Annotated in this window: 19 protein-coding genes; 14 read left to right on the top strand and 5 right to left on the bottom strand. The window is 68.6% G+C overall.

Annotation, left to right across the window (positions count from 1 at the left end; translation table 11 throughout):
* Positions 1 to 24 precede the first annotated feature (24 nt).
* The 9 genes from ACQ3HB_RS04280 to ACQ3HB_RS04240 all read left to right on the top strand — a co-directional run bounded on the left by ACQ3HB_RS04280 (position 25) and on the right by ACQ3HB_RS04240 (position 9,544).
* The gene (locus tag ACQ3HB_RS04280; protein WP_430918065.1) at positions 25 to 1,365 is read left to right on the top strand and encodes an extracellular solute-binding protein; all 1,341 of its coding nucleotides are present in this window, start codon (positions 25 to 27) and stop codon (positions 1,363 to 1,365) included.
* Between the two features lie 5 nt (positions 1,366 to 1,370).
* On the top strand, positions 1,371 to 2,402 hold the full coding sequence (locus ACQ3HB_RS04275; RefSeq protein ID WP_430918064.1) for a carbohydrate ABC transporter permease: 1,032 nt from the start codon (positions 1,371 to 1,373) through the stop codon (positions 2,400 to 2,402).
* Positions 2,399 to 3,313, top strand: a complete 915-nt coding sequence (locus ACQ3HB_RS04270; RefSeq protein ID WP_430918062.1) for a carbohydrate ABC transporter permease — start codon at positions 2,399 to 2,401, stop codon at positions 3,311 to 3,313. The genes ACQ3HB_RS04275 and ACQ3HB_RS04270 overlap by 4 nt, the downstream gene beginning before the upstream one ends.
* A gap of 7 nt (positions 3,314 to 3,320) precedes the next feature.
* Positions 3,321 to 4,586, top strand: a complete 1,266-nt coding sequence (locus ACQ3HB_RS04265; RefSeq protein WP_430918059.1) for a 6-phospho-beta-glucosidase — start codon at positions 3,321 to 3,323, stop codon at positions 4,584 to 4,586.
* Entirely contained in the window at positions 4,574 to 5,644 is a 1,071-nt protein-coding gene (locus ACQ3HB_RS04260; RefSeq protein ID WP_430918057.1) for an N-acetylglucosamine kinase, read from the top strand. The genes ACQ3HB_RS04265 and ACQ3HB_RS04260 overlap by 13 nt, the downstream gene beginning before the upstream one ends.
* A 155-nt stretch (positions 5,645 to 5,799) precedes the next feature.
* The gene (locus ACQ3HB_RS04255; protein WP_430918055.1) at positions 5,800 to 6,294 is read left to right on the top strand and encodes a hypothetical protein; all 495 of its coding nucleotides are present in this window, start codon (positions 5,800 to 5,802) and stop codon (positions 6,292 to 6,294) included.
* 7 nt (positions 6,295 to 6,301) lie between these two features.
* The gene (purM, locus tag ACQ3HB_RS04250) at positions 6,302 to 7,408 is read left to right on the top strand and encodes a phosphoribosylformylglycinamidine cyclo-ligase (protein WP_430918053.1); all 1,107 of its coding nucleotides are present in this window, start codon (positions 6,302 to 6,304) and stop codon (positions 7,406 to 7,408) included.
* A 96-nt stretch (positions 7,409 to 7,504) separates the two neighbouring features.
* Positions 7,505 to 8,962, top strand: a complete 1,458-nt coding sequence (purF, locus tag ACQ3HB_RS04245) for an amidophosphoribosyltransferase (RefSeq protein ID WP_430918052.1) — start codon at positions 7,505 to 7,507, stop codon at positions 8,960 to 8,962.
* 174 nt (positions 8,963 to 9,136) lie between these two features.
* Positions 9,137 to 9,544, top strand: a complete 408-nt coding sequence (locus ACQ3HB_RS04240; RefSeq protein ID WP_430918050.1) for a TIGR02611 family protein — start codon at positions 9,137 to 9,139, stop codon at positions 9,542 to 9,544.
* A gap of 247 nt (positions 9,545 to 9,791) precedes the next feature.
* Here the strand turns inward: ACQ3HB_RS04240 and ACQ3HB_RS04235 are convergent, their stop codons facing one another.
* The gene (locus ACQ3HB_RS04235; RefSeq protein ID WP_430918049.1) at positions 9,792 to 11,129 is read right to left on the bottom strand and encodes a 2TM domain-containing protein; all 1,338 of its coding nucleotides are present in this window, start codon (positions 11,127 to 11,129) and stop codon (positions 9,792 to 9,794) included.
* Between the two features lie 157 nt (positions 11,130 to 11,286).
* A complete protein-coding gene (locus ACQ3HB_RS04230) occupies positions 11,287 to 11,481 on the bottom strand; it encodes a DUF3073 domain-containing protein (RefSeq protein ID WP_430918046.1) in 195 nt (64 codons plus the stop codon).
* A gap of 248 nt (positions 11,482 to 11,729) precedes the next feature.
* On the opposite strand from ACQ3HB_RS04230, the gene ACQ3HB_RS04225 reads away from it, so the two are divergent.
* The 3 genes from ACQ3HB_RS04225 to crcB are packed head-to-tail and all read left to right on the top strand — an operon-like array spanning position 11,730 to position 13,152.
* Positions 11,730 to 12,254, top strand: a complete 525-nt coding sequence (locus ACQ3HB_RS04225) for a universal stress protein (RefSeq protein WP_430918044.1) — start codon at positions 11,730 to 11,732, stop codon at positions 12,252 to 12,254.
* Positions 12,255 to 12,274: 20 nt separating this feature from the next.
* The gene (locus ACQ3HB_RS04220) at positions 12,275 to 12,775 is read left to right on the top strand and encodes a fluoride efflux transporter FluC (protein WP_430918042.1); all 501 of its coding nucleotides are present in this window, start codon (positions 12,275 to 12,277) and stop codon (positions 12,773 to 12,775) included.
* On the top strand, positions 12,772 to 13,152 hold the full coding sequence (crcB, locus tag ACQ3HB_RS04215) for a fluoride efflux transporter CrcB (protein ID WP_430918040.1): 381 nt from the start codon (positions 12,772 to 12,774) through the stop codon (positions 13,150 to 13,152). Before ACQ3HB_RS04220 ends, crcB begins: the two co-directional genes overlap by 4 nt.
* Positions 13,153 to 13,236: 84 nt before the next feature.
* On the opposite strand, the gene ACQ3HB_RS04210 is transcribed toward crcB, so the two are convergent.
* Both ACQ3HB_RS04210 and ACQ3HB_RS04205 read right to left on the bottom strand, forming a co-directional pair.
* Positions 13,237 to 13,542, bottom strand: coding sequence for a hypothetical protein (locus tag ACQ3HB_RS04210; protein WP_430918038.1), 306 nt, complete (start codon positions 13,540 to 13,542; stop codon positions 13,237 to 13,239).
* A 110-nt stretch (positions 13,543 to 13,652) separates the two neighbouring features.
* Complete coding sequence (locus tag ACQ3HB_RS04205; RefSeq protein WP_430918036.1) at positions 13,653 to 14,912, bottom strand: TM2 domain-containing protein; 1,260 nt, start codon at positions 14,910 to 14,912, stop codon at positions 13,653 to 13,655.
* A gap of 315 nt (positions 14,913 to 15,227) precedes the next feature.
* Here ACQ3HB_RS04205 and ACQ3HB_RS04200 point away from each other — a divergent pair, with 315 nt between their 5' ends.
* Positions 15,228 to 16,493 (top strand): MFS transporter, encoded by a 1,266-nt coding sequence (locus ACQ3HB_RS04200; protein ID WP_430918034.1) that lies wholly within the window; start codon positions 15,228 to 15,230, stop codon positions 16,491 to 16,493.
* A 90-nt stretch (positions 16,494 to 16,583) separates the two neighbouring features.
* On the opposite strand, the gene ACQ3HB_RS04195 is transcribed toward ACQ3HB_RS04200, so the two are convergent.
* Positions 16,584 to 18,605 carry an APC family permease gene (locus tag ACQ3HB_RS04195; RefSeq protein ID WP_430918032.1) on the bottom strand — a complete coding sequence of 674 codons (2,022 nt, stop codon included), beginning with the start codon at positions 18,603 to 18,605 and terminating at the stop codon, positions 16,584 to 16,586.
* 243 nt (positions 18,606 to 18,848) lie between these two features.
* On the opposite strand from ACQ3HB_RS04195, the gene ACQ3HB_RS04190 reads away from it, so the two are divergent.
* Complete coding sequence (locus ACQ3HB_RS04190) at positions 18,849 to 19,358, top strand: septum formation family protein (RefSeq protein ID WP_430918031.1); 510 nt, start codon at positions 18,849 to 18,851, stop codon at positions 19,356 to 19,358.
* Positions 19,359 to 19,393 lie beyond the last annotated feature (35 nt).

Here is a 19,393-nt window from a genome sequence, read left to right as displayed (position 1 = left end):
CGAAGCAATCAGAGAGGATCCACCGTGCAGAACCGTTCCAAGTTGTTCACGGCGACCGCGCTCGTCGCGGCCGCCGTCACGTTGCTCGCCGGCTGTTCGTCGGGCGGCGGGGCATCCCAGGCCGTCGCAGACAAGGCGCCGTCCACCCTCGAGGGGACCGTGTCGCTCTGGCACTTCTTCTCCGACCGCGAGGGCGATGTCATCCAGTCCGTCGTCGACGACTTCGAGAAGGCGAACCCGAAGGTCAAGGTCGAGGTCCACGCGGGCCAGGACGACGAGAAGCTGCGGAAGGCGATCGCCGCCGGCAAATCCGTCGACGTCGGCCTCTCCTATTCCACGGATGTCGTCGGCAACTTCTGTTCGAGCGGAGCCTTCCGGGACCTGAACCCGTACATCAAGCGGGACAAGGTCGACCTCGACCAGTTCTCCGACACGGTCCGCAGCTACACCGAGTTCGACGGCAAGCAGTGCGCGATGCCCGTGCTCGCCGACGTGTACGGCCTGTACTACAACAAGGACCTCCTCGCATCCGTCGGCGTCACGACGCCTCCGAAGACGCTCAGCGAACTCGAGACGGTCGCGGACAAGCTCACGACCTTCAACGACGACGGTTCGATCAAGACCCTCGGCTTCAACCCGCTCATGGGCTTCTACGAGAACGCCGCGTCGCACTTCGGTCCGCTGGCCGACGCGCAGTGGCTGAAGAAGGACGGGTCGAGCGCGATCGGGACCTCCGCAGGCTGGACCGATCTCATCACCTGGCAGACGGCCTACGTGCAGAAGATCGGCTACGACAAGCTGCAGGCGTTCACCGCGGGTCTCGGCCAGGAGTTCTCGGCCGACAACGCATTCCAGACCGGCCAGGTCGCGATGAACATGGACGGCGAGTACCGCACGGCCTTCATCCACGACCAGAAGCCCGACCTCAACTACGGCACCGCTCCGTTCCCGACCGCTGACGGTCACGAGGACCAGTACGGCGCCGGGTACATCACGGGCAACATCGCCGGCATCGCCAAGGGCTCGAAGAACCCCGAGCTCGCCTGGGCGCTGCTCAAGTACATGACGACCGACACCGACGCCGTCGTGAAGCTGTCGAACGGCCTCAAGAACGTGCCGACCACGAAGGACGCACTGCACTCGCCGAAGCTCGAGGTGAGCGATCAGTTCCGGACCTTCCTCGACATCGCCGAGAACCCGAAGTCCCAGACGACTCCGCCGAGCCCCGTCGGCGCCGGTTACCAGCAGACCTTCGAGGACTTCTGGCGTGCCTACCAGGCGGACCCCTCGCAGGACCTCGCCAAGGGTCTCAAGGACGTCGACCAGCAGGTCGACGACGCCATCGCACTGACGACGGGTCCGTAACGACCATGACCACCACCACTCCCACCACCGACGGGCGCGCTTCTGTCGTGCGCCCGTCGGCGGGCGGGGCCGGATCGACCGGCAGCCCGGACCTCACGGCTCCGCGCAAGCCGCGCCGCCCCCAGCGTCGCTGGGCGATCTGGTTCATGCTCGCCCCGGCGATCGCCGGACTCATCGTCTTCTTCGTCTATCCCCTGCTCGCGAGCGTGTACTACTCGTTCACGAAGTTCGACCTCGTGTCGCCGCCGGAGTGGATCGGTCTCCGCAACTACGAGTACCTGTTCACGAAGGACCCCCGCGTCGTCGAGGCCGTCTTCAACACGCTCTGGTTCGTCATCGTGCTCGTGCCCGTGAAGATCGTCTTCGCCCTCGCCGTGGCGGGTCTCCTTGCCCGGGCGAAGAAGGCGAGCGGCTTCTGGCGCACGCTCTTCTACCTGCCCGCGCTCGTCCCGCCGGTCGCGAGCGTCGTGGCGTTCGTGTTCCTCTTCAACCCGGGAACGGGCCCCGTCAACCAGATCCTCGGGGCGCTCGGCCTCGCGAAACCGCTGTGGTTCAACGATCCGGCGCTCGCGAAGCCGTCGCTCGTGCTCCTCGGCGTCTGGGTCATGGGCGACATCATGATCATCTTCCTCGCGGGTCTCCTCGATGTGCCCCGCGAACTCTACGAGGCGTCGTCGCTCGACGGCGCCAACGGTCCGCAGAAGTTCCGTTTCGTCACGCTTCCGTCGATCTCGCCGGTCCTCGTGTTCGCCGCCGTGACGGGGGTGATCGCTGCGATCCAGTACTTCACGGAAGCGGCCGTCGCCTCGAGCGTCGCGAGTGGGAAGGCGACCGTCGGGGAGGGGTCCGGAGCGGGTCTCGGCTATCCGAACGGGTCGCTCCTCACCTACACGCAGTGGTTGTACGTGCGTGGATTCAGCAACTACCAGCTCGGTTACGCGAGTGCGCTCGCCGTGGTGCTCTTCATCGTGGCCGCCATCATCCTCGTGTTCATGCTGCGCCGCGTCAAAGCATTCACCCCTGAGGGAGCCCAATGAGCGCCACGACCGCATCCGCGCCGTCTGCACGACAGGCGCCAGTCCAGATGGTCCCAGGCCGTCTGCTGCCACAGCCGAAGAAGCGATCGACGAGGGTCAGCCTCGCGTGGATCGCCGAGCACGCCGTGCTCATCGTCCTCGGGCTGCTGTTCCTCTTCCCGATCGTGTTCGTCGCGCTGACCTCGCTCATGTCGAGCGATCAGACGCTCACGGCATCGCTCTGGCCGAATCCGTTCCACTGGGAGAACTACGTGGAGGCGTTCACCCGCGCTCCGCTCGCCCTCTGGTTCGGGAACTCCGCGATGTACGCCGTGCTCGCGACCGTGTTCATGCTCGTGTCGAGCGTGCCGGCCGCTTACGTCCTCGCGAAGATCAAGTTCCGTGGAGCGAACCTGATCTTCCTCGCGATCATCGTGGCGATGCTGCTCCCGCCGCAGGTCACGGCGGTTCCGATCTACGTGTTCTGGTCGCAGCTCGGGCTCACGGGGACGCTGTGGCCGGTCATCCTGCCGAACCTGCTCGGCGACGCGTTCTCGATCTTCCTGCTGCGCCAGTTCTTCCTCACCATCCCCAGCGAGTACGCCGATGCGGCTCGTATGGACGGGTGCGGGGAGTGGGGCGTGCTGTGGCGGGTCGTCGTCCCGATGGCGCGCCCAGGCATCGCAGCAGCCGGTCTGTTCATGTTCTTCCACTCGTGGAACGACTACTACGGACCACTCCTCTACACCTCAGAGAACCCGGCCTCCTGGCCGGTGGCCTACGGCCTCGCGACCTTCCGCAGCGTGCACGGCACGGACTGGGGACTCACGATGGCGATCACGATGCTCGTGACCGTCCCCGTGGTGGTCGTGTTCTTCTTCGCTCAGAAAGTGTTCGTTGAGGGCATCGCCCTCTCCGGCGTCAAAGGATGATCCTCGAATGAAATTGACTGTGATCGGTGGCGGGTCCACCTACACCCCCGAACTCATCGACGGCTTCGCGCGCTTGCGCGAGCAGTTGCCGATCGACGAGGTCTGGCTCGTCGACCCGAGCGAGGAGCGCCTGTCGCTCGTCGGCGGGATCTCCCAGCGCATCTTCCAGGAGTACGGCCACCCGGCGAAGGTCCACCGGACGAGCGATGTGGTCGCCGGTGTCTCGGACGCCGACGTCGTCCTCATCCAGCTCCGGATCGGCGGTCAGGACGCGCGGCACGGCGACGAGACGTTCCCGCACGAGGCGTGCTGTATCGGCCAGGAGACGACGGGCCCCGGCGGCTTCGCGAAGGCGCTGCGCACGGTCCCCGTCGTCCTCCGGGTCGCCGAACAGGTCCGGAAGCACGCGAAGCCGGATGCGTGGATCATCGACTTCACGAACCCCGTCGGCATCGTGACGCGCGCACTCCTCCAGGAGGGGCACCGCGCGGTCGGCCTCTGCAACGTGGCGATCGGCTTCCAGCGGCACTTCGCCGAGCTCGTCGGCACGGCGCCGGAGGAGCTCGTACTCGGTCACGTCGGCCTCAACCACCTCACGTGGGAGCGGTCGCTGCAGCGCGTCGGGTCCGCGGAGGACATCATGCCGGCGCTCCTCGCCGAGCACCTCGGCGAGCTCGCCGAGCACGTCGAACTGCCGGAGGCCCTGCTGTCGAACCTGCACATGGTGCCGTCCTACTACCTGCGCTACTTCTATGCCCACGACGTGGTCTTCGAGGAGCAGAAGCACGGCGAGACCCGTGCGCACGCCGTACAGGAGATCGAGCGGAAGCTCCTCGCGCTGTACGCGGACGAGTCCGTCGTCACGAAACCCGTCGAGCTCGCGGGCCGCGGCGGCGCCTTCTATTCGGAATCGGCCGTGGACCTCATGGCCGCGCTCCGCACCGGATCCGGCGCGATCCAGGCCGTCAACCTGCGGAACGACGGCACGCTGCCGTTCCTTCCGGACGACCACGTGATCGAGGTCTCCGCGGCGATCACGGCTGACGGCCCCGTCGCGATCCCCGTCGCACCGCTCCCCGATGACGTCGCCGGGCTCATTTCGCACGTCGCCGGGTACGAGCGTCTCGCGCTCGACGCGGCGATCCACGGCGGCCGTGACCGCGTGGTGCGGGCGATGCTCGCGCACCCGCTCGTCGGCCAGTGGGACCGCGCCGAGCAGCTCACCGACCTGCTCATCGCCGGCAACCGGGAGTACCTGCCGTGGGCCAGGTGATCGGGGCCGCTGGGGCGGCCCCGGCCGAGGCGGCTTCGACTGCGGCCGGCCGCGCCGACATCGCTGCTGTCCGCGGTGCGAGCGACCGGCCCGTGAACCGGCTCGTCGTGGCCGTCGACGGCGGCGGCTCGAAGACCGAGATCGTCGTCATGCGCGACGACGGACCCATCGTCGGCCGGGCTCGGGGAGGCGGTTCATCGCCGCACTTCGAAGGGCTCGCGCAATCGGCAGCGACGATCGACGCGCTCGTGCGTGAAGCGATCGGTCGGGCTGTCGACGCGATGGGTGTCGATGCCACCGGCGTCGAGGTCGTCCACACGGGCGTCTATCTCTCCGGGCTCGACCTGCCCGTCGAGATGGACACCTACCGCGACGTGCTCGCGGACTACGACTGGTTCCCGGAGGGAGGCGTCGTCGACAACGACCTGTTCGCCCTCCTCCGCGCCGGGACGGACGCGCCGGACGCCGTCGCGGTCGTCTGCGGCACCGGCATCAACGCGCTCGGCGTGCGATCGGACGGCCGCACGGCCCGCTTCGCGGCGCTCGGCGGCATCTCGGGCGACTGGGGCGGCGGCTGGTTCCTCGGCGAACAGGCGCTCTGGCACGCCGCGCGGGCCGTCGACGGACGCGGCCCGGCGACCGTGCTCGCCGAACTCGTCCCGGAGGCCCTCGGACTCGCGACCGTGCAGGAGGTCATCGAAGCGCTCCACTTCGACCGGCTCCCGCACTCCGAGCTCATCCAACTCTCGCCCGTCCTGTTCCGGGCGGCGAGGGAGGGCGATGCCGTGGCCGCGGGAGTCGTCGATCGGCAGGCGGAGGAGATCGTCGCGCTCGCCGCATCGGCCATCCGTCGGCTCGGCCTGGAGGGCACGGTGCTGCCGGTCGTGCTCGGCGGGGGAGTGCTCGCCGCCCGCGACGAACGCCTGCTCGCCGGGGTGACCGCTGGACTCGCGCGGGAGGTGCCGCACGCGGTGCCGCTGGTGACCGAGGAGCCGCCGGTCGTGGGTGCTGCTGCGCTCGCGCTCGCCGACGCCGTCCGTCGGTCGCTGCGCGCCTGAGGTCGTCCGCCCGGCCGGTCACTGAGCTCACCAACCCGGTCGCTGAGCTTGTCGAAGTGCGCCCTTCGACAGGCTCAGGGACCGGGCCGAAGGGCGACAGGCTCAGGGACCGGGCCGCGTACGCCACGCACAGGAACGTGGGGGACAATAGAGGTATGACAGACGCGACCGGTCACTCGAACTCGGCCGACGAGCAGACTGCAGCGACACCAGCCGCAGCGCCCGCCGTGGAACCGGCCGCACTCCCCGAGGAGACCACGGTCACCGAGCAGGTCGGCATCCGCCGTTCGCCCAGGTACTGGCGCTTCGCGATCATCGGCCTCGTCGTCGGCATCTTCGCCGCCCTCATCCTCACCGTCGCGTTCCCGCCCAACCCGGACTTCTCCCTCCTCCAGGTCTTCGGCTTCCTCCTCCTGGTCTGCGGCGTGCTCGGCACGACCCTCGCCATCCTCGTCTCGCTCATCCTCGACCGCATCGTCGGACGGAAGATCATCCTCGTGACAGCGGATAGAGTTGACGTGCGTCCAGCCCCTGCAGCCCCCACCGGCGCGGCAGCGGCTCCCGAATCTCCCGCAACGCAGGCTTCCACCACGGAGCACGATGCGGAGCCTCCTGCTTCAGAATCCCCCTCACCCACCGCAGAACGCTAGGGCCGTCATGACCTCATCCACCAGCTACCGGGAAGCGGGCGTCGACACGGCCGCAGGCGATCTCGCCGTCGAACTGATGAAGTCGGCGATCACCAAGACGCACGGCCCGGAGGTCTTCGGCGGGTTCGGCGGATTCGCCGGTCTGTTCGACGCCTCTGCGCTGAAGTCCTTCGACCGGCCGCTGCTCGCCACGTCCACGGACGGCGTCGGCACCAAGGTCGCGATCGCGCAGGCGCTCGACAAGCACGACACGATCGGCCAGGACCTCGTCGGCATGGTCGTCGACGACATCGTCGTGGTGGGCGCGAAGCCGCTCTTCATGACCGACTACATCGCGTGCGGCAAGGTGCACCCTGAGCGCATCGCGTCGATCGTCGCCGGCATCGCCCGCGCCTGCTCCGACACGGGAACGGCCCTCATCGGCGGCGAGACCGCCGAGCACCCGGGCCTCCTCGGACCCGACGACTACGACGTCGCCGGCGCCGCCACCGGAGCCGTCGAAGCCGACCGCATCCTCGGCGCGCACCGCGTGCAGGACGGCGACGTCATCCTCGCCCTCGCCTCCTCCGGCCTGCACTCGAACGGGTTCTCGCTCGTCCGTCACATCCTGAGCACCAACGGCATCGGCTACACCGACACGAACGACGACCTCGGCGGCACCGTCGGTGAAGCGCTCCTCGAGCCCACGCGCCTGTACACCTCGCCGCTCCTGCGCGTCCTCGGCGACGCGGCGATCGCCGACGGCGTCCACTCGCTCAGCCACGTCACGGGCGGCGGCATCGCAGCCAACCTCGCCCGCGTCCTCCCGCTCGGCTCCTGGGCGGAGGTCGACCGCTCCACCTGGAGCCCCGACCCCGTGTTCCGCGTCCTCAGCGACATCGCCGGCACCTCGCTCGAATCGAGCGAAGGCACCTGGAACCTCGGCATCGGCTTCTTCGCAGTCGTCTCGCCCGACGTCGCCGCCGGCGTCGCCGCCGCGCTCGAAGCAGACGGCATCCGCACCTGGCAGACCGGCACCGTGCACATCGGCGCGCACGACGGCGCAGGCTTCGAACAGGGCGCGAAGGGCGTCGACGGAGGCGCAGTGCGTCTCGTCGGCAACTACCGTGCCTGATCGTCCCACTTCCCCTCAACTCGTGATGCCGCTCGCCGGCATCGCGCCCGTCACCCCCTAGCTCGACCCAGCGCGACCCCCAAGGAGCCCCCACGCATGTGCGGCATCGTCGGCATCGTTTCGACTGAACCGGCCAATCAGCAGGTGTACGACAGCCTGCTCCTCCTCCAGCACCGCGGACAGGACTCCACGGGCATCGCCACCGTGGACGGCAACACCTTCCACATGGTCAAGGCCAAAGGACAGGTGCGCGAAGCGTTCCGCACCCGCGACATGCGCTCGCTCCTCGGCAACATGGGTCTCGGCCACGTTCGCTACGCGACCCGCGGCGACGCGACGAACGAGAAGGAAGCCCAGCCGTTCTACGTGAACGCGCCCTACGGCATCATCCTCGTCCACAACGGCAACCTCACCAACACGCGCGAGCTGAGCGACGACCTCTTCCACGTCGACCGTCGTCACGTGAACTCCACGAGCGACACCGAGCTCCTCCTCAACGTCCTCGCGACGGAACTGCAGAGCCAGGTCTCCGGACTGGACCTCGACCCCGACCAGGTGTTCGCCGCGGTCGAGCAGGTCCACGAACGCGTCGAAGGCTCCTACGCCGCGATCGCCCTCATCGCCGGCCACGGCCTCCTCGCCTTCCGCGACCCGTTCGGCATCCGCCCGCTCATCCTCGGCCGCCGCCGCGCCGGAATGGTCGGCGACGACTGGGTGGTCGCCTCCGAATCGCTCGTCCTCGAAGCGTCCGGCTACGACATCGTCCGCGAGATCGCACCGGGTGAAGCCGTGTTCATCACGACCTCCGGCGAGATGTACTCCCGCCAGTGCGCCAAGAACCCGCGCCTCGTGCCGTGCTCGTTCGAGTACGTCTACCTGGCCCGCCCCGACTCCGTCATGAACGGCATCTCCGTCTACGAAGCGCGTCTCCGCCTCGGCAACCGCCTCGCCGACACGATCGCCGAGTACACGCCGATGGGCGACATCGACGTGGTCATGCCGATCCCGGACTCCTCCCGCCCCGCAGCGATGCAGGTGGCGCAGAAGCTCGGCATCGAGTACCGCGAGGGCTTCTACAAGAACCGCTACGTCGGCCGCACCTTCATCATGCCGGGGCAGGCGCAGCGTAAGAAGAGCGTGCGCCAGAAGCTCAACGCGATGGGCTCCGAGTTCAAGGGCAAGAACATCCTCATCGTCGACGACTCGATCGTGCGCGGCACGACGTCGAAGGAGATCGTCGACATGGCGCGCCTCGCCGGGGCGAACAAGGTGACGTTCACGTCCGCTGCGCCGCCCGTCCGCTACCCGCACGTGTACGGCATCAACATGCCCTCGCGGCAGGAGCTCGTGGCGCACGGGAAGAAGATCCCGGACATCGCGCGCGAACTGGGCGCCGACAACCTCATCTACCAGGAGATCGCCGACATGAAGGCCGCGATCCTCGAGGGATCGAACGTGACCGACCTCGAGACGAGCTGCTTCACGGGTGAGTACGTGACCGGCACGGTGACGCCCGAGTACCTCGACTGGGTCGAGCGCTCGCAGTTCTCCTGACACGCCTCGTCTCCCGCGTCTCCGTCGCCTCCCGCCTCTCAGCTCGCGAGGGGTCGCATATGGCGAGTCCGACCATGGTCTCACTCGCCATATGCGACCCCTCGCGAGCTGTTTCAGGAGGGGCGTTCGCGATGTTGTGGGTCGGTTCTCAGGAACGCGATATAGCTTGATCGCATGACTGGCGCCCGCACTGCACGCGGCGGTGTCGAGGATCGCATCGCGGACGACATCCGTGAGGGTGAGCGCGCCGATCGGCCTCTCCGCCGCTTCTTCCGTCGGCTACGCGCCTGGATCGAGACGAAGCCGGGCCTGCGCCACGGGTATCGGTTGGTCGTCGGCGTCGTCGGCGGGCTCATCGCCGTGGTCGGCCTCATCCTCGTGCCGCTGCCCGGACCGGGCTGGCTCGTCGTGTTCGTGGGCCTCGCGCTGCTCGGCACCGAGTTTGCGTGGGCCAAGCGTGCGGCCGCGTTCATCAAGCGGCAGCTCGTCCGGTTCGCCGCGTGGGTCCGTCGTCGGCGTGAGCAGCGTCAGGCGCGTCAGCGTGCTGCCGCTGCCGCCGGTCCTTCCGGCCACCCGTTCTAGCCCCCGGTGCGAGTCCGGCCCTCCCGGCCCCGGTCACGTGCACAATTCAGGATGATTTGCAGAATTCAGGATGATCCGGCGCGACTCGCCGCGTGATCGTCCTGAATTCTGCACATCATCCTGAATTCTGAAACGCCATTCGGGGTGGGACGAGTGGGGCGGTGCGGAGGTGAGGGGGCGAGACGCACTGAGGGCGCGGACCGAAGCCCGCGCCCTCAGGACGTGATGCGGTGTTGGTGTGCGGCGACTAGGCCGACGGCGCGGACTCGTCGGGAGCCGCGGGAGTGATCGGCGTTGTCGGTGCGGCCTTCGGCGCCCGCGTACGCGGTGTGGCCGGCTTGGAGGCGGCTGCCCCGGTTGCGCCGCCCGCAGATGCCGCACGCGTCGTCTTGGCCGGAGCCTTCCCGGTGGTCGGCTTCGCGGTGGTCGGCTTCGCGGCAGCCGGCTTCGCCGTTGACGCCTTGGCGGTCGTGGCCTTGGCGGCGGGCGCCGAAGCGGCGGGAGACGTGGCCGTCGTGGACTTTGTCGCAGGAGTCTTGGTCGCGGGCGTCTTGGCAGCGGTTCGTGCGGGAGTCGCCTTCGTGGCGCTACCCGATCCGGCGGCCGGAGCCTTCGCTGCAGTCCTGCTGGTGCCCGCCTTCGGGGCTGCTGAGGTCTTCGTGCTCGCGGCAGTGCCGGTCGTCGACTTCGTGGCGGCCGCCTTGGAGGAGGAGGACTTCGCCGTGCTCGATGCAGCGCGGGTCGGGCTCTTGCGGGTCACGGTGCTGGGCGCGCTCACGACGGCGTCGACTGTCGCGGCGGCCGGAGCGCTCGCATCGGCTGAGGCAGAGGTGCTGGCGGACGCTCCGGACGGGGTCGCGAGCTTGGCCGCCGTGTCATCGGCTGCTGCGGCGACCGTGGCCTCGTCGCGCTCGGCGGCGGACGCACCGGTCGTCGGCACCGGTGGGATGCCGGCGCCCTCTGCCGTGGTGTCCGCGCCGTGGAACTGCGCGGCGAACTCGCTGGGCGATGCCGGAGCGGGGGCGCTGATGCCAGCGGCCGGCTGCGTCCCGACGGGAGCCGTGAACTGGGTCGTCGGCTGGTCATCGGCCGCAGTGCGGGGCTGCGCCGAGGGTGCGGGGAAGCCGAGCTGCTCGAACGCGTTCGTCTGCTGGCTGCCGGTCGGGGCCTGTTGGCCCGCGGGCGCCCGCCCGTAGGCGGAGGGTGCCGGAGACTGCGGCTGCTGCGGATAGGCGCCCGGCGCATAGCCCTGCGGTCCGGTCTGGAACGGCTGGCCCGTGTTCTGGTACTGCGCGGGGTCGTATGAGGCCTGCGTCCGCTGCTTCGTGAGTCGCGCGACCTCGGCATCGATCGCGTCTTCGGTGATGTGGTCCAGCGGCCCGTAGGCCTGGAGCGCCAACACGAAAGCGGGGATGGCGAGACCGACGATCGCCCAGATCGGCCAGAAGTACTGGTAGTACCCGGTCAGGAGCCAGATGATGACGACGACGAGAGAGATCCCGCCCCAGATGCCCAGGAACTGTTTGAAATCGTGCTGTGCCTTGAGGCGTTTCTTGGCGGCTGCGCGGAGTTCATCGGTGTTCATCCCTCAAGGCTAGCCCCAGGGCATCACGAACACCATTTCCGGAACCGTCCGCAAAGGGCTGATCAGCTCGGAATCAGGAGATCAGAACAGAACCGGGACCGATTCGGGAACGACGGTACAGTGCACCTCGCGCGTGTGGGCGCCGTGCAGGATCCGACTACGCGCCCTTGGCTTCGCCGTCCGCGTACTTGTCGGAGTATTCCGCCCACTTGGCGATCTCTTCGTCGTATGGTTCGTCGCTGGAGTGCCCGGTGAGCTCGCGCTCAAGCGCGTTGTAGTTCACATCGGGGCTGAATGACTTGAGCTCACGTGCGATCTTCGTGTGCTTTGCCTTCTGACGGCCACGGCCCATGCGAGACCCCCTCACGATTTTCTGACCGGGCGCGCTCGCGGGCACCCGGGGCTTTCGCCTACCAGGGAACGATAAAGACTAACCTCGAGCTTACCACGGCGGCGGTCGCCCGAGCGCTGCCCGGCGCGCATGCCGTCGGTGCGGTGTCGCCGGGTCGCTCGAACGCTCCTCGCGGGTCGTGTCCTCGCGAGGAGCGGCTTCCCGGTGCGGCTCCGAAGTGTCAGGATGGGACCGCGAGGAGGTCGATCATGTCGGATCCAGAGGTCCACCCGGTCATCGTTGTAGGGGTCACGCCCGCCCAGCCGGACGCGGTGCTGCTCGAAGCGGTCGCGTTCGCGCGAGCCTTCGGCGCGGAGCTCGTCCTCGCGCACGTCGACGCGAGTCGGTTCGTGGTCGTCGAGAACGTCGACGGCACGGTGATGTCGCTGCCGTTCGACGCGGATCTCCACGACTTCGAGCCGGAACCGCTCGACCCGGAGCTGGAAGCGCGGGCGCATCGCGTCCTCGATCCCACTGGCGTCGTGTGGGGCTTCCGGCAACTGGCGGGAGATCCCGCCCGATCGATCGCCAAGCTCGCCGACTCGATCCAAGCGCGGGCGATCATCGTCGGGACTCGCGAGCGCGGCATCCGCAAGGGCATCATCGAGTTCTTCAACGGTTCGGTCGCGGCCGCCCTCGCGCACCGTCAGCCGCGCCCGGTCATCGTGGTGCCGCTCGCGCCGACATCGTCCGACGATCCGTTGTGGGACGCCGCCGCTGGTGAGGATCGGTGACGCCGGGGGTTCATCGGCCGATGCACCTGCGGTGGTCGTCCATCGCGCTCGTCTTCGTCGGCGGGGCGATCGGCACGGGACTGCGGGAGGCGGTGTCGCTCGCCATCCCCGCCGTCGGCGGTGTGCCCGTGGCGATCTTCTGCATCAACGTCAGCGGTGCGTTCGCGCTCGGACTGCTGCTCGAGACGCTGCTGCGTCGTGGGCCGGATGAGGGCGTGCGGCGCGGCATCCGTCTGTTCGTGGGGACCGGCGTCCTCGGCGGATTCACGACCTACAGCGCGCTCGCGAACGACACGGAGCTGCTGTTCCGGGACGGGCAGGGCTGGGTCGGTGCGGGCTACGCGGTCGCGACTGTGATCGTGGGTGGCTTCGCGAGCCTGCTCGGGATCTGGGTGGGCGGCGTCATCGGCCGATCGCGTGATGCCCGTGGTGCGGGCGATGCAGGTTCCGCGGGCGATGCGGGTTCCGCGGGCGATGCGGGTTCCGCGGGCGCTGCGATCGACGGTGGGCAGGCATCGTGAATCCGCTGCTGTTCCTCGGTATCGCCGCCGCAGGTGGCCTCGGCGCTGTGGCGAGACTCGTCGTCGATGGGGCGATCCGGGCCAGATGGGCGACGCGGTTCCCCTGGGGGACGACCGTCATCAACGTGACCGGGTCGTTCCTGCTCGGTCTGGTCACGGGTCTGGCGGTCGCGCACGTGCTCGACGACTCCTGGAAGCTCGTCATCGGCACGGGCCTGCTCGGCGGCTACACGACGTTCAGCACGGCGAGCGTCGAGACGGTGCGCCTCCTGCGCGACGGTCGCCTGCGCGCGGGCCTCGCGAACGGGCTCGGGATGCTCGTGGGAGCGGTCGTCGCATCGGCGATCGGGATGCTGCTCGGCCTCGCCGCATCCTGATCCTGCCCTGTCCTTGATCCTGCCCGGTCCTTGATCCTGCCCGGCCTTGATCCCGCCCGGTCCCTGAGCCTGTCGAAGGGGCCCTCACCGCTCCGGCGCGTCGAGCACCCGTCGGTTGTGGACGGCGTTCATCCAGGCGGGGATGACGAGCACGGGCGCCACGAGCAGGATGGCCCAGAAGCCGATGACGTACCAGGCGAGCGTCGCCCCGAAGAGTGTCAGCCCGACGGCGAGCCCGCGCAGGATGAGGCCGCCGACGGGGATGACGTCGGGTCGGCCGTACCAGAGGGGTACGGCCGTGTCGGGGTTCGCGGACAAGACCCGGGACATCGCGAAGACGCCGAGGACCAGGCCGACGAACACGACCATGAATCCGAGCGTGGGTGGCATCCCACCAGTCTGCCCCACCCGGCCCGCGAGGGGTCACGAACTGCGGGTGCCGAGGCGCAGCACCCGCAGACTGCGACCCCTCGCGAGCCAAGGGGAGGAGGAGCGACTGGTTAGCCGACCGTGAGCGTCCAGTTGCCGTCGCTGCGGACCGACACGACTGACGGGCCCTTGCTGAGCGGAACCGTGCCGGAGTACGCGCCGATCTCGTTGACGAGCAGTCCCATCGAGAACGCCTTGTCGGTCTCCTCGACGATCTGGAAGTTGCTTGATCCGTCATGCGTCGCGCCGAGCTTCCCGGCCGGTCCGTCGTAGAGGAAGACGGCGTCTCCTGCACCGGACGCGGCGAGAGCAGGCGCCGCGGAGACGGGGGAGATCGTGATCGACCAGTTGCCGTCTGCCGTCACCTGGAGCGTCGTGCCCTCGGAGAACGAGGAGAAGCCGTAGACGGTCGTGCCGGAGTAGGCACCGATCGTGTTGACGAGCAGGTCGCCCGTCGACTCGTTCGACGCGTTGAGGACGGAGATCGAGAAGTTGCTGGTTCCGTCGTGGCTCGCCGTGACGAGTCCGGCCTTGACGCCGACGGGCAGGGTGATGAGGTTATCGCCCGCACCGCTCTGCACGATGGGTTCGAAGGCGCCGAACTTCTTGTCGGCCCAGGCGGGAGCGCCTGAGGCGGGAACGGCGGGCTCCTCCGCGGCAGGCGCCGCGGGGTCGGCGGCATCCTCGACCGCGGCCTGACCTGCCTCGCTCACGGCGCCGGAGACGGACGTCGCCGCTCCGTTCGCGGCGTTGACCGCGGAGATCACGGAGGAGATGACGATGACGACGGCCGTCACGATCCACGCGATCTTCTTGTTCTGGTCGTACCCGGCCAGCTTGAGGCCCTGCTTGTCGCGCTGCGCGCCCGTGAGCACGAGGATGAGGTCGATGAGCCACCACACGCCGAAACCGCCGAACGTGATGAGCTTGAGGATGCCGGTGCCGACCTTGCCGAGGTAGAAACGGTCGATGCCGAGGCCGCCGAGCAGCCAGGACAGGATCCACGTGGTGACGAAGGACTTGCCGGAGACTCCGCCGCCGTTCGCGAACGATGCCGCGGAGAAGTTCGGGTCGTAGCCGCCGGGCTGGCCGGGCTGAGCGTACTGGCCCGGGGCGTACTGGCCGGGCTGGCCGTACTGGCCTTGCGGGGCGAACTGGCTCGGCTGGGTGGGCTGGGTGAACCCGGGCTGCGGGAGGATCGCCTGGGTGTACGGCGCCGTGGGCGGAGCCGGGGGAGCCGCGTACGCCTCCGTCGGGGCGGTGGGCGGCGCGGGCGGGACGGGTGGCTGGACCGGCTGGGCGGCTGGCTGTTCGGAGGCGGGATCGGTCATGGTGGTGCTCCTGTGGATGCGTCGGGTGATCGGGACGTGTCACGATGGCGTGCCTGCTGCTGCTGTGCGTCGTGTGCGCGCCATCGGCGACCCTGATTTATACCACAAGTCAGGCGTCCCACCCGTTTTTTCCTGTATCCCGGCTCAGCCCGCGAGGGGTCACGAACTGCGGGTGCCGAGGCGCAGCACCCGCAGTCTGCGACCCCTCGCGAGCTCAGGGGGCGGGCGTCGGGAATGGGGAGCGGGCGGATGGCGTTGCCACCACCACCGAGCTGCTCGATCGAGTGCGGCGCCACGATGAGAGAGCCAGCGTGCATGACGACTGACACCGCTTCCCTGCCCACAGCCACGCTGCCGACGACCGCCGCAGGTCGCCGGTCCGCAGCGCGCAGGGCCGATGCCGCCGGCCACCTCGCCGCGACAGGCGAGACGAAACCGAACTGGCTCGGCGTCGTCGCGCTCATGCTCGGCATCTTCGCCGTCGTCACGAGCGAGTTCCTCCCGGCCAGCCTCCTGTCTCCGATGGCGGAGGGCCTCGGCGTGAGCGAGGGCGTCGCCGGGCAAGCGGTCACCGTCACAGCGCTCGTCGGCATCATCGCCGGCCCAGGCGTCGGGCTGCTGCTCCCGAGGCTCGACCGCCGCCATCTCATGGTCGGCCTCGCGCTCCTCGCCGCGCTGTCCAACGTGCTCGTCGCCATCGCGCCGACGTTCTGGGTGCTGCTCATCGCCCGCGTCCTGCTCGGCATCGCGCTGTCCGGGTACTGGTCGATGGCGATCGCCGTCGCCTCGCAGCTCGTCCCGGCCCGTCTGCTCGGCCGCGCGATGATGATCGTCAACATGGGCGTCTCGATGGCGACGGTCGTCGCGGTCCCGCTCGGCGCCTACCTGGGCGATCTGTGGGGCTGGCGCGCCGTGTTCATCGTGGTCGCCGTCCTGTCCGTGGTCGCCGCCGTCGTTCTGTTCTGGCGCCTGCCGTCCGTGGCAGCGGCCAAGGAGGCCGGTGTTCGCGCCCTGTTCGACACGGTCAAGTCGCCCATCATGATCGTCGGGCTGCTCGGCCTGGTCCTCGTCGCGGGCGGGCACTTCGCCGGGTTCACGTACATCCGGATCGGTGCGGACCAGATTCCCGGTCTCGACGCAGGCGGCCTGGCGATCCTGCTCGCGCTCTACGGCATCGGCGGCCTCTTCGGCAACCTCGTGTCCGGGTTCCTCGCCGACCGTCGCCTCAGCAGCTCGATCGTCGCGTTGCCCGTCCTGCTCGGCATCGGCCTCATCGTGTTCGCGGTGCTGCCGACGGTCGTCCCGGTCGCGTTCGCCGCCGCGGTCGTGTGGGGCTTCGCGTTCGGCGGTGTGCTGACACTCGTGCAGACGTGGTCCGCGAGGGCGGAACCGGACCGCAAGGAGGCCGCCGGAGGGCTTGTGGTCGCCGGATTCCAGATCGCGATCGCGGTCGGTGCAGCGGTCGGCGGCCTGCTCGTCGACGGGGTCGGTGTGCAGTCGACGTTCATCGCGGGCGGTATCGCGACGATGCTCGGCGGCGTGCTCCTCGGCCTGAGCGCCCGTCGTACGACGAAGCCCTAGCCCGTCCGGCCTCAGCTCGCGAGGGGTCACGGATGGCTCGTTCAGACCCTTCCGTACGAGCCGTCTGCGACCCCTCGCGGGCCGAAGAGGCTAGCGGTGGGGCTTGCGCTCGACGGGATGCGTCGGGTGCGCGGGATTGCCGGGGTGCGGACCGTGGCCCTGCTTGGGCGGCCGCACGAACTCGCCGCGACGCTCCTGGCCCGGCAGCGGCCGCGAACGACGACCGTAGATGAGCTCGGAGGAGTCGAGCAGCCACGGCACGAGCGCGACCGTCACGCCGTGCACGAGCATGATCTGCTGACGGATTCGGCTCGCGCGGCGGTTGTGGAGCAGCGACTCCCACCAGTGACCGACGATGTACTGCGGCATGTACACGGTGACGACCTCGGCGCCGTGCTTGGCGCGGTGGGCCTTGATGTACTTCGCGAGCGGCGTCGCGAACTCACGGTACGGCGATTCCAGGATCGTGAGGGGAACGTGGATGTTCTGCTCGATCCACTGCTCCTCGAGTCGCTTCGTGGATTCCGGATCGATCGAGATGTGCACGGCCTCGAGGCTGTCGTGCTTCGCGGCGATCGCGTAGTCGAGGGCTTTCAGGATCGGCTTCTGCATCTTCCCGACGAGGACGATGGCGTGGTCGCCCTGGGCGCCGAACGTCGTCGTCGGGTCGACCTCGACCTCCTTCTCGACGTCGCGGTAGTACCGATTCACGCCGAGCATCAGGAGGAACAGGATCGGCATGAGCACGAACACGAGCCACGCGCCGTGCGTGAACTTGGTGATCGTCACGACGATGAGGACGCTCGCAGTGAGGAGAGCGCCGAAGCCGTTGATGATGAGGCCGCGCCAGACGGAGCCTGGATCATCGCAACCGCCCTTCAGCATCTTCCACCAGTGCTTGACCATGCCGGTCTGACCGAGGGTGAACGAGACGAAGACGCCGATGATGTACAGCTGGATGAGCTGCGTCAGGTTGGCCTGGTAGACGACGAGGATCGCGCACGCGGCGAGGGCGAGGACGATCATGCCGTTGGAGAAGACGAGGCGGTCGCCGCGCGTGTTCATCGACTTCGGCGCGTAGGAGTCGCGAGCGAGCACCGCGCCGAGGAGTGGGAAGCCGTTGAACGCCGTGTTGGCCGCGAGGAGCAGCACACACGCGGTGCCTGCCTGGATGAGGAAGAAGGGGATGCTGTTCGCCCCGAACACGGCCGTCGCGACCTGGGCCATGAGGCTCGGTTGCGGGGTCGTCGCACAGTTCTGGAAGCCCTCGAGGTTGCACGGGTTCTCCGCGTAGTGCACCTGCGAGATGAGCGCGAGGGCGGTGAGGCCGGCGAAGAGGACGATGGCGGTGCCGCCCATGAGGACGAGCGTGCTCTGCGCGTTCTTGATCTTGGGGCGGCGGAAGGCGGGCACGCCGTTCGAGACGGCCTCGACACCGGTCAGCGCGGAGCAGCCGCTCGAGAAGGCGCGGAGCAGCAGCAGGATGAACGCCGCTTGCGTCAGGCTCTCGCCGTGGACGTCGAATGCGGCGCTCGACGCGACCGGCGCATCACCCATGAACGTCCGGGCGAGCCCCGCGATGATCATCACGAGCACACTGCCGATGAAGAAGTACGTGGGGATCGCGAACGCCTTGCTGGACTCGCGCACGCCCCGCAGGTTCACGGCCATGAGGATGAGCACGAAGCCCACGGCGAGCTCGACGCGCCACGGGTTGAGGCCGGGGATCGCGGAGATGATGTTGTCGACGCCGGACGCGACGGACACGGCGACGGTCAGGACATAGTCGACGAGGAGGGCCGAGGCGACGATGAGGCCCGCGCGCTCGCCGAGGTTCTTGTGCGCGACCTCGTAGTCGCCACCACCCGACGGGTACGCCTTGATGAGTTGCCGGTAGCTCGCCACGACGACGACGAGGAGCACGATGACGCACGCCGCGACCCACGGGGCGAAGCTCAGGAATGCGAGGCCGCCGAGCGTCAGGATCATCAGCAGTTCCTGCGGAGCGTAGGCGACGCTCGACAGCGCGTCGCTCGCGAAGATGGGGAGCGCGAGCCGCTTCGGGAGCAGCTGGCCTTCCAGTTTCTCGGTCGGCAGAGGCTCTCCGATCAACCAGCGTTTGGCGGATCTGGGCTCTGTTCCGGGTTCTCGACCCTCAGTTGTCACGAGCGGCGATCCTACTCCTTCGTAGACCGGAGTCAAGCCGAGGGGACTCGTACGCCCGAATCCGTGCTAAACGCGCGTACGGGGTTCGCTCAGGACAAACGCAGTTGGCGGACAGTGTTTGTTCACCTATACCCTGTCATCGGCCCGCCCGAGGGGCTCCGTATCCGCATCCAGCTCGAAGGACCCCCTATGAAGTCCCGATTCCTGCCTCTGCTCGTCGCCTCCCTCGCCCTCAGCACCCTTGCGCTGAGCGGGTGCAGTGCTCTCGACCGGCTCGTCTCAGACAACCTCCCCCGCCCCGCCGAGACCCGCGATGCCGACTCCGGCGAGATCGTCGGTGGAGGCAAGACCGATGTCTTCACGCTGCGTGTCGGCGACTGCCTCGACGACAGCACAACCGCGGAACAGGTCTCCGACGTCACGACCGTGCCGTGCGGCGAAGCGCACGACTACGAGGTCTACGCCGACTTCCCCGTGCCGGACGGCGAGTACCCCGCCGACATGCAGGACATCGCCGACCAGGGCTGCTACGACCGCTTCCAGGCGTTCGTCGGCGTGGCCTACGAGGACTCGACGCTCGACTTCAGCAACTACACGCCGACCGAGGACGGTTGGACGGAACTCGACGACCGCCTCGTGACCTGCCTCATCTTCGACGAGGGCAAGGTGCAGGGCTCGCTCGCGGGCGCCGCCCGGTAGCTCGAGGCGCTTCGGCGGGCTCGGTGACCGGCCTC

It is taken from the genome of Plantibacter lichenum (assembly GCF_050587525.1).
In the GTDB taxonomy this organism is placed as follows: domain Bacteria; phylum Actinomycetota; class Actinomycetes; order Actinomycetales; family Microbacteriaceae; genus Plantibacter.
Note: the sequence above shows the minus strand (reverse complement) of the source record. Positions and strands in the feature narration are given on the sequence as shown.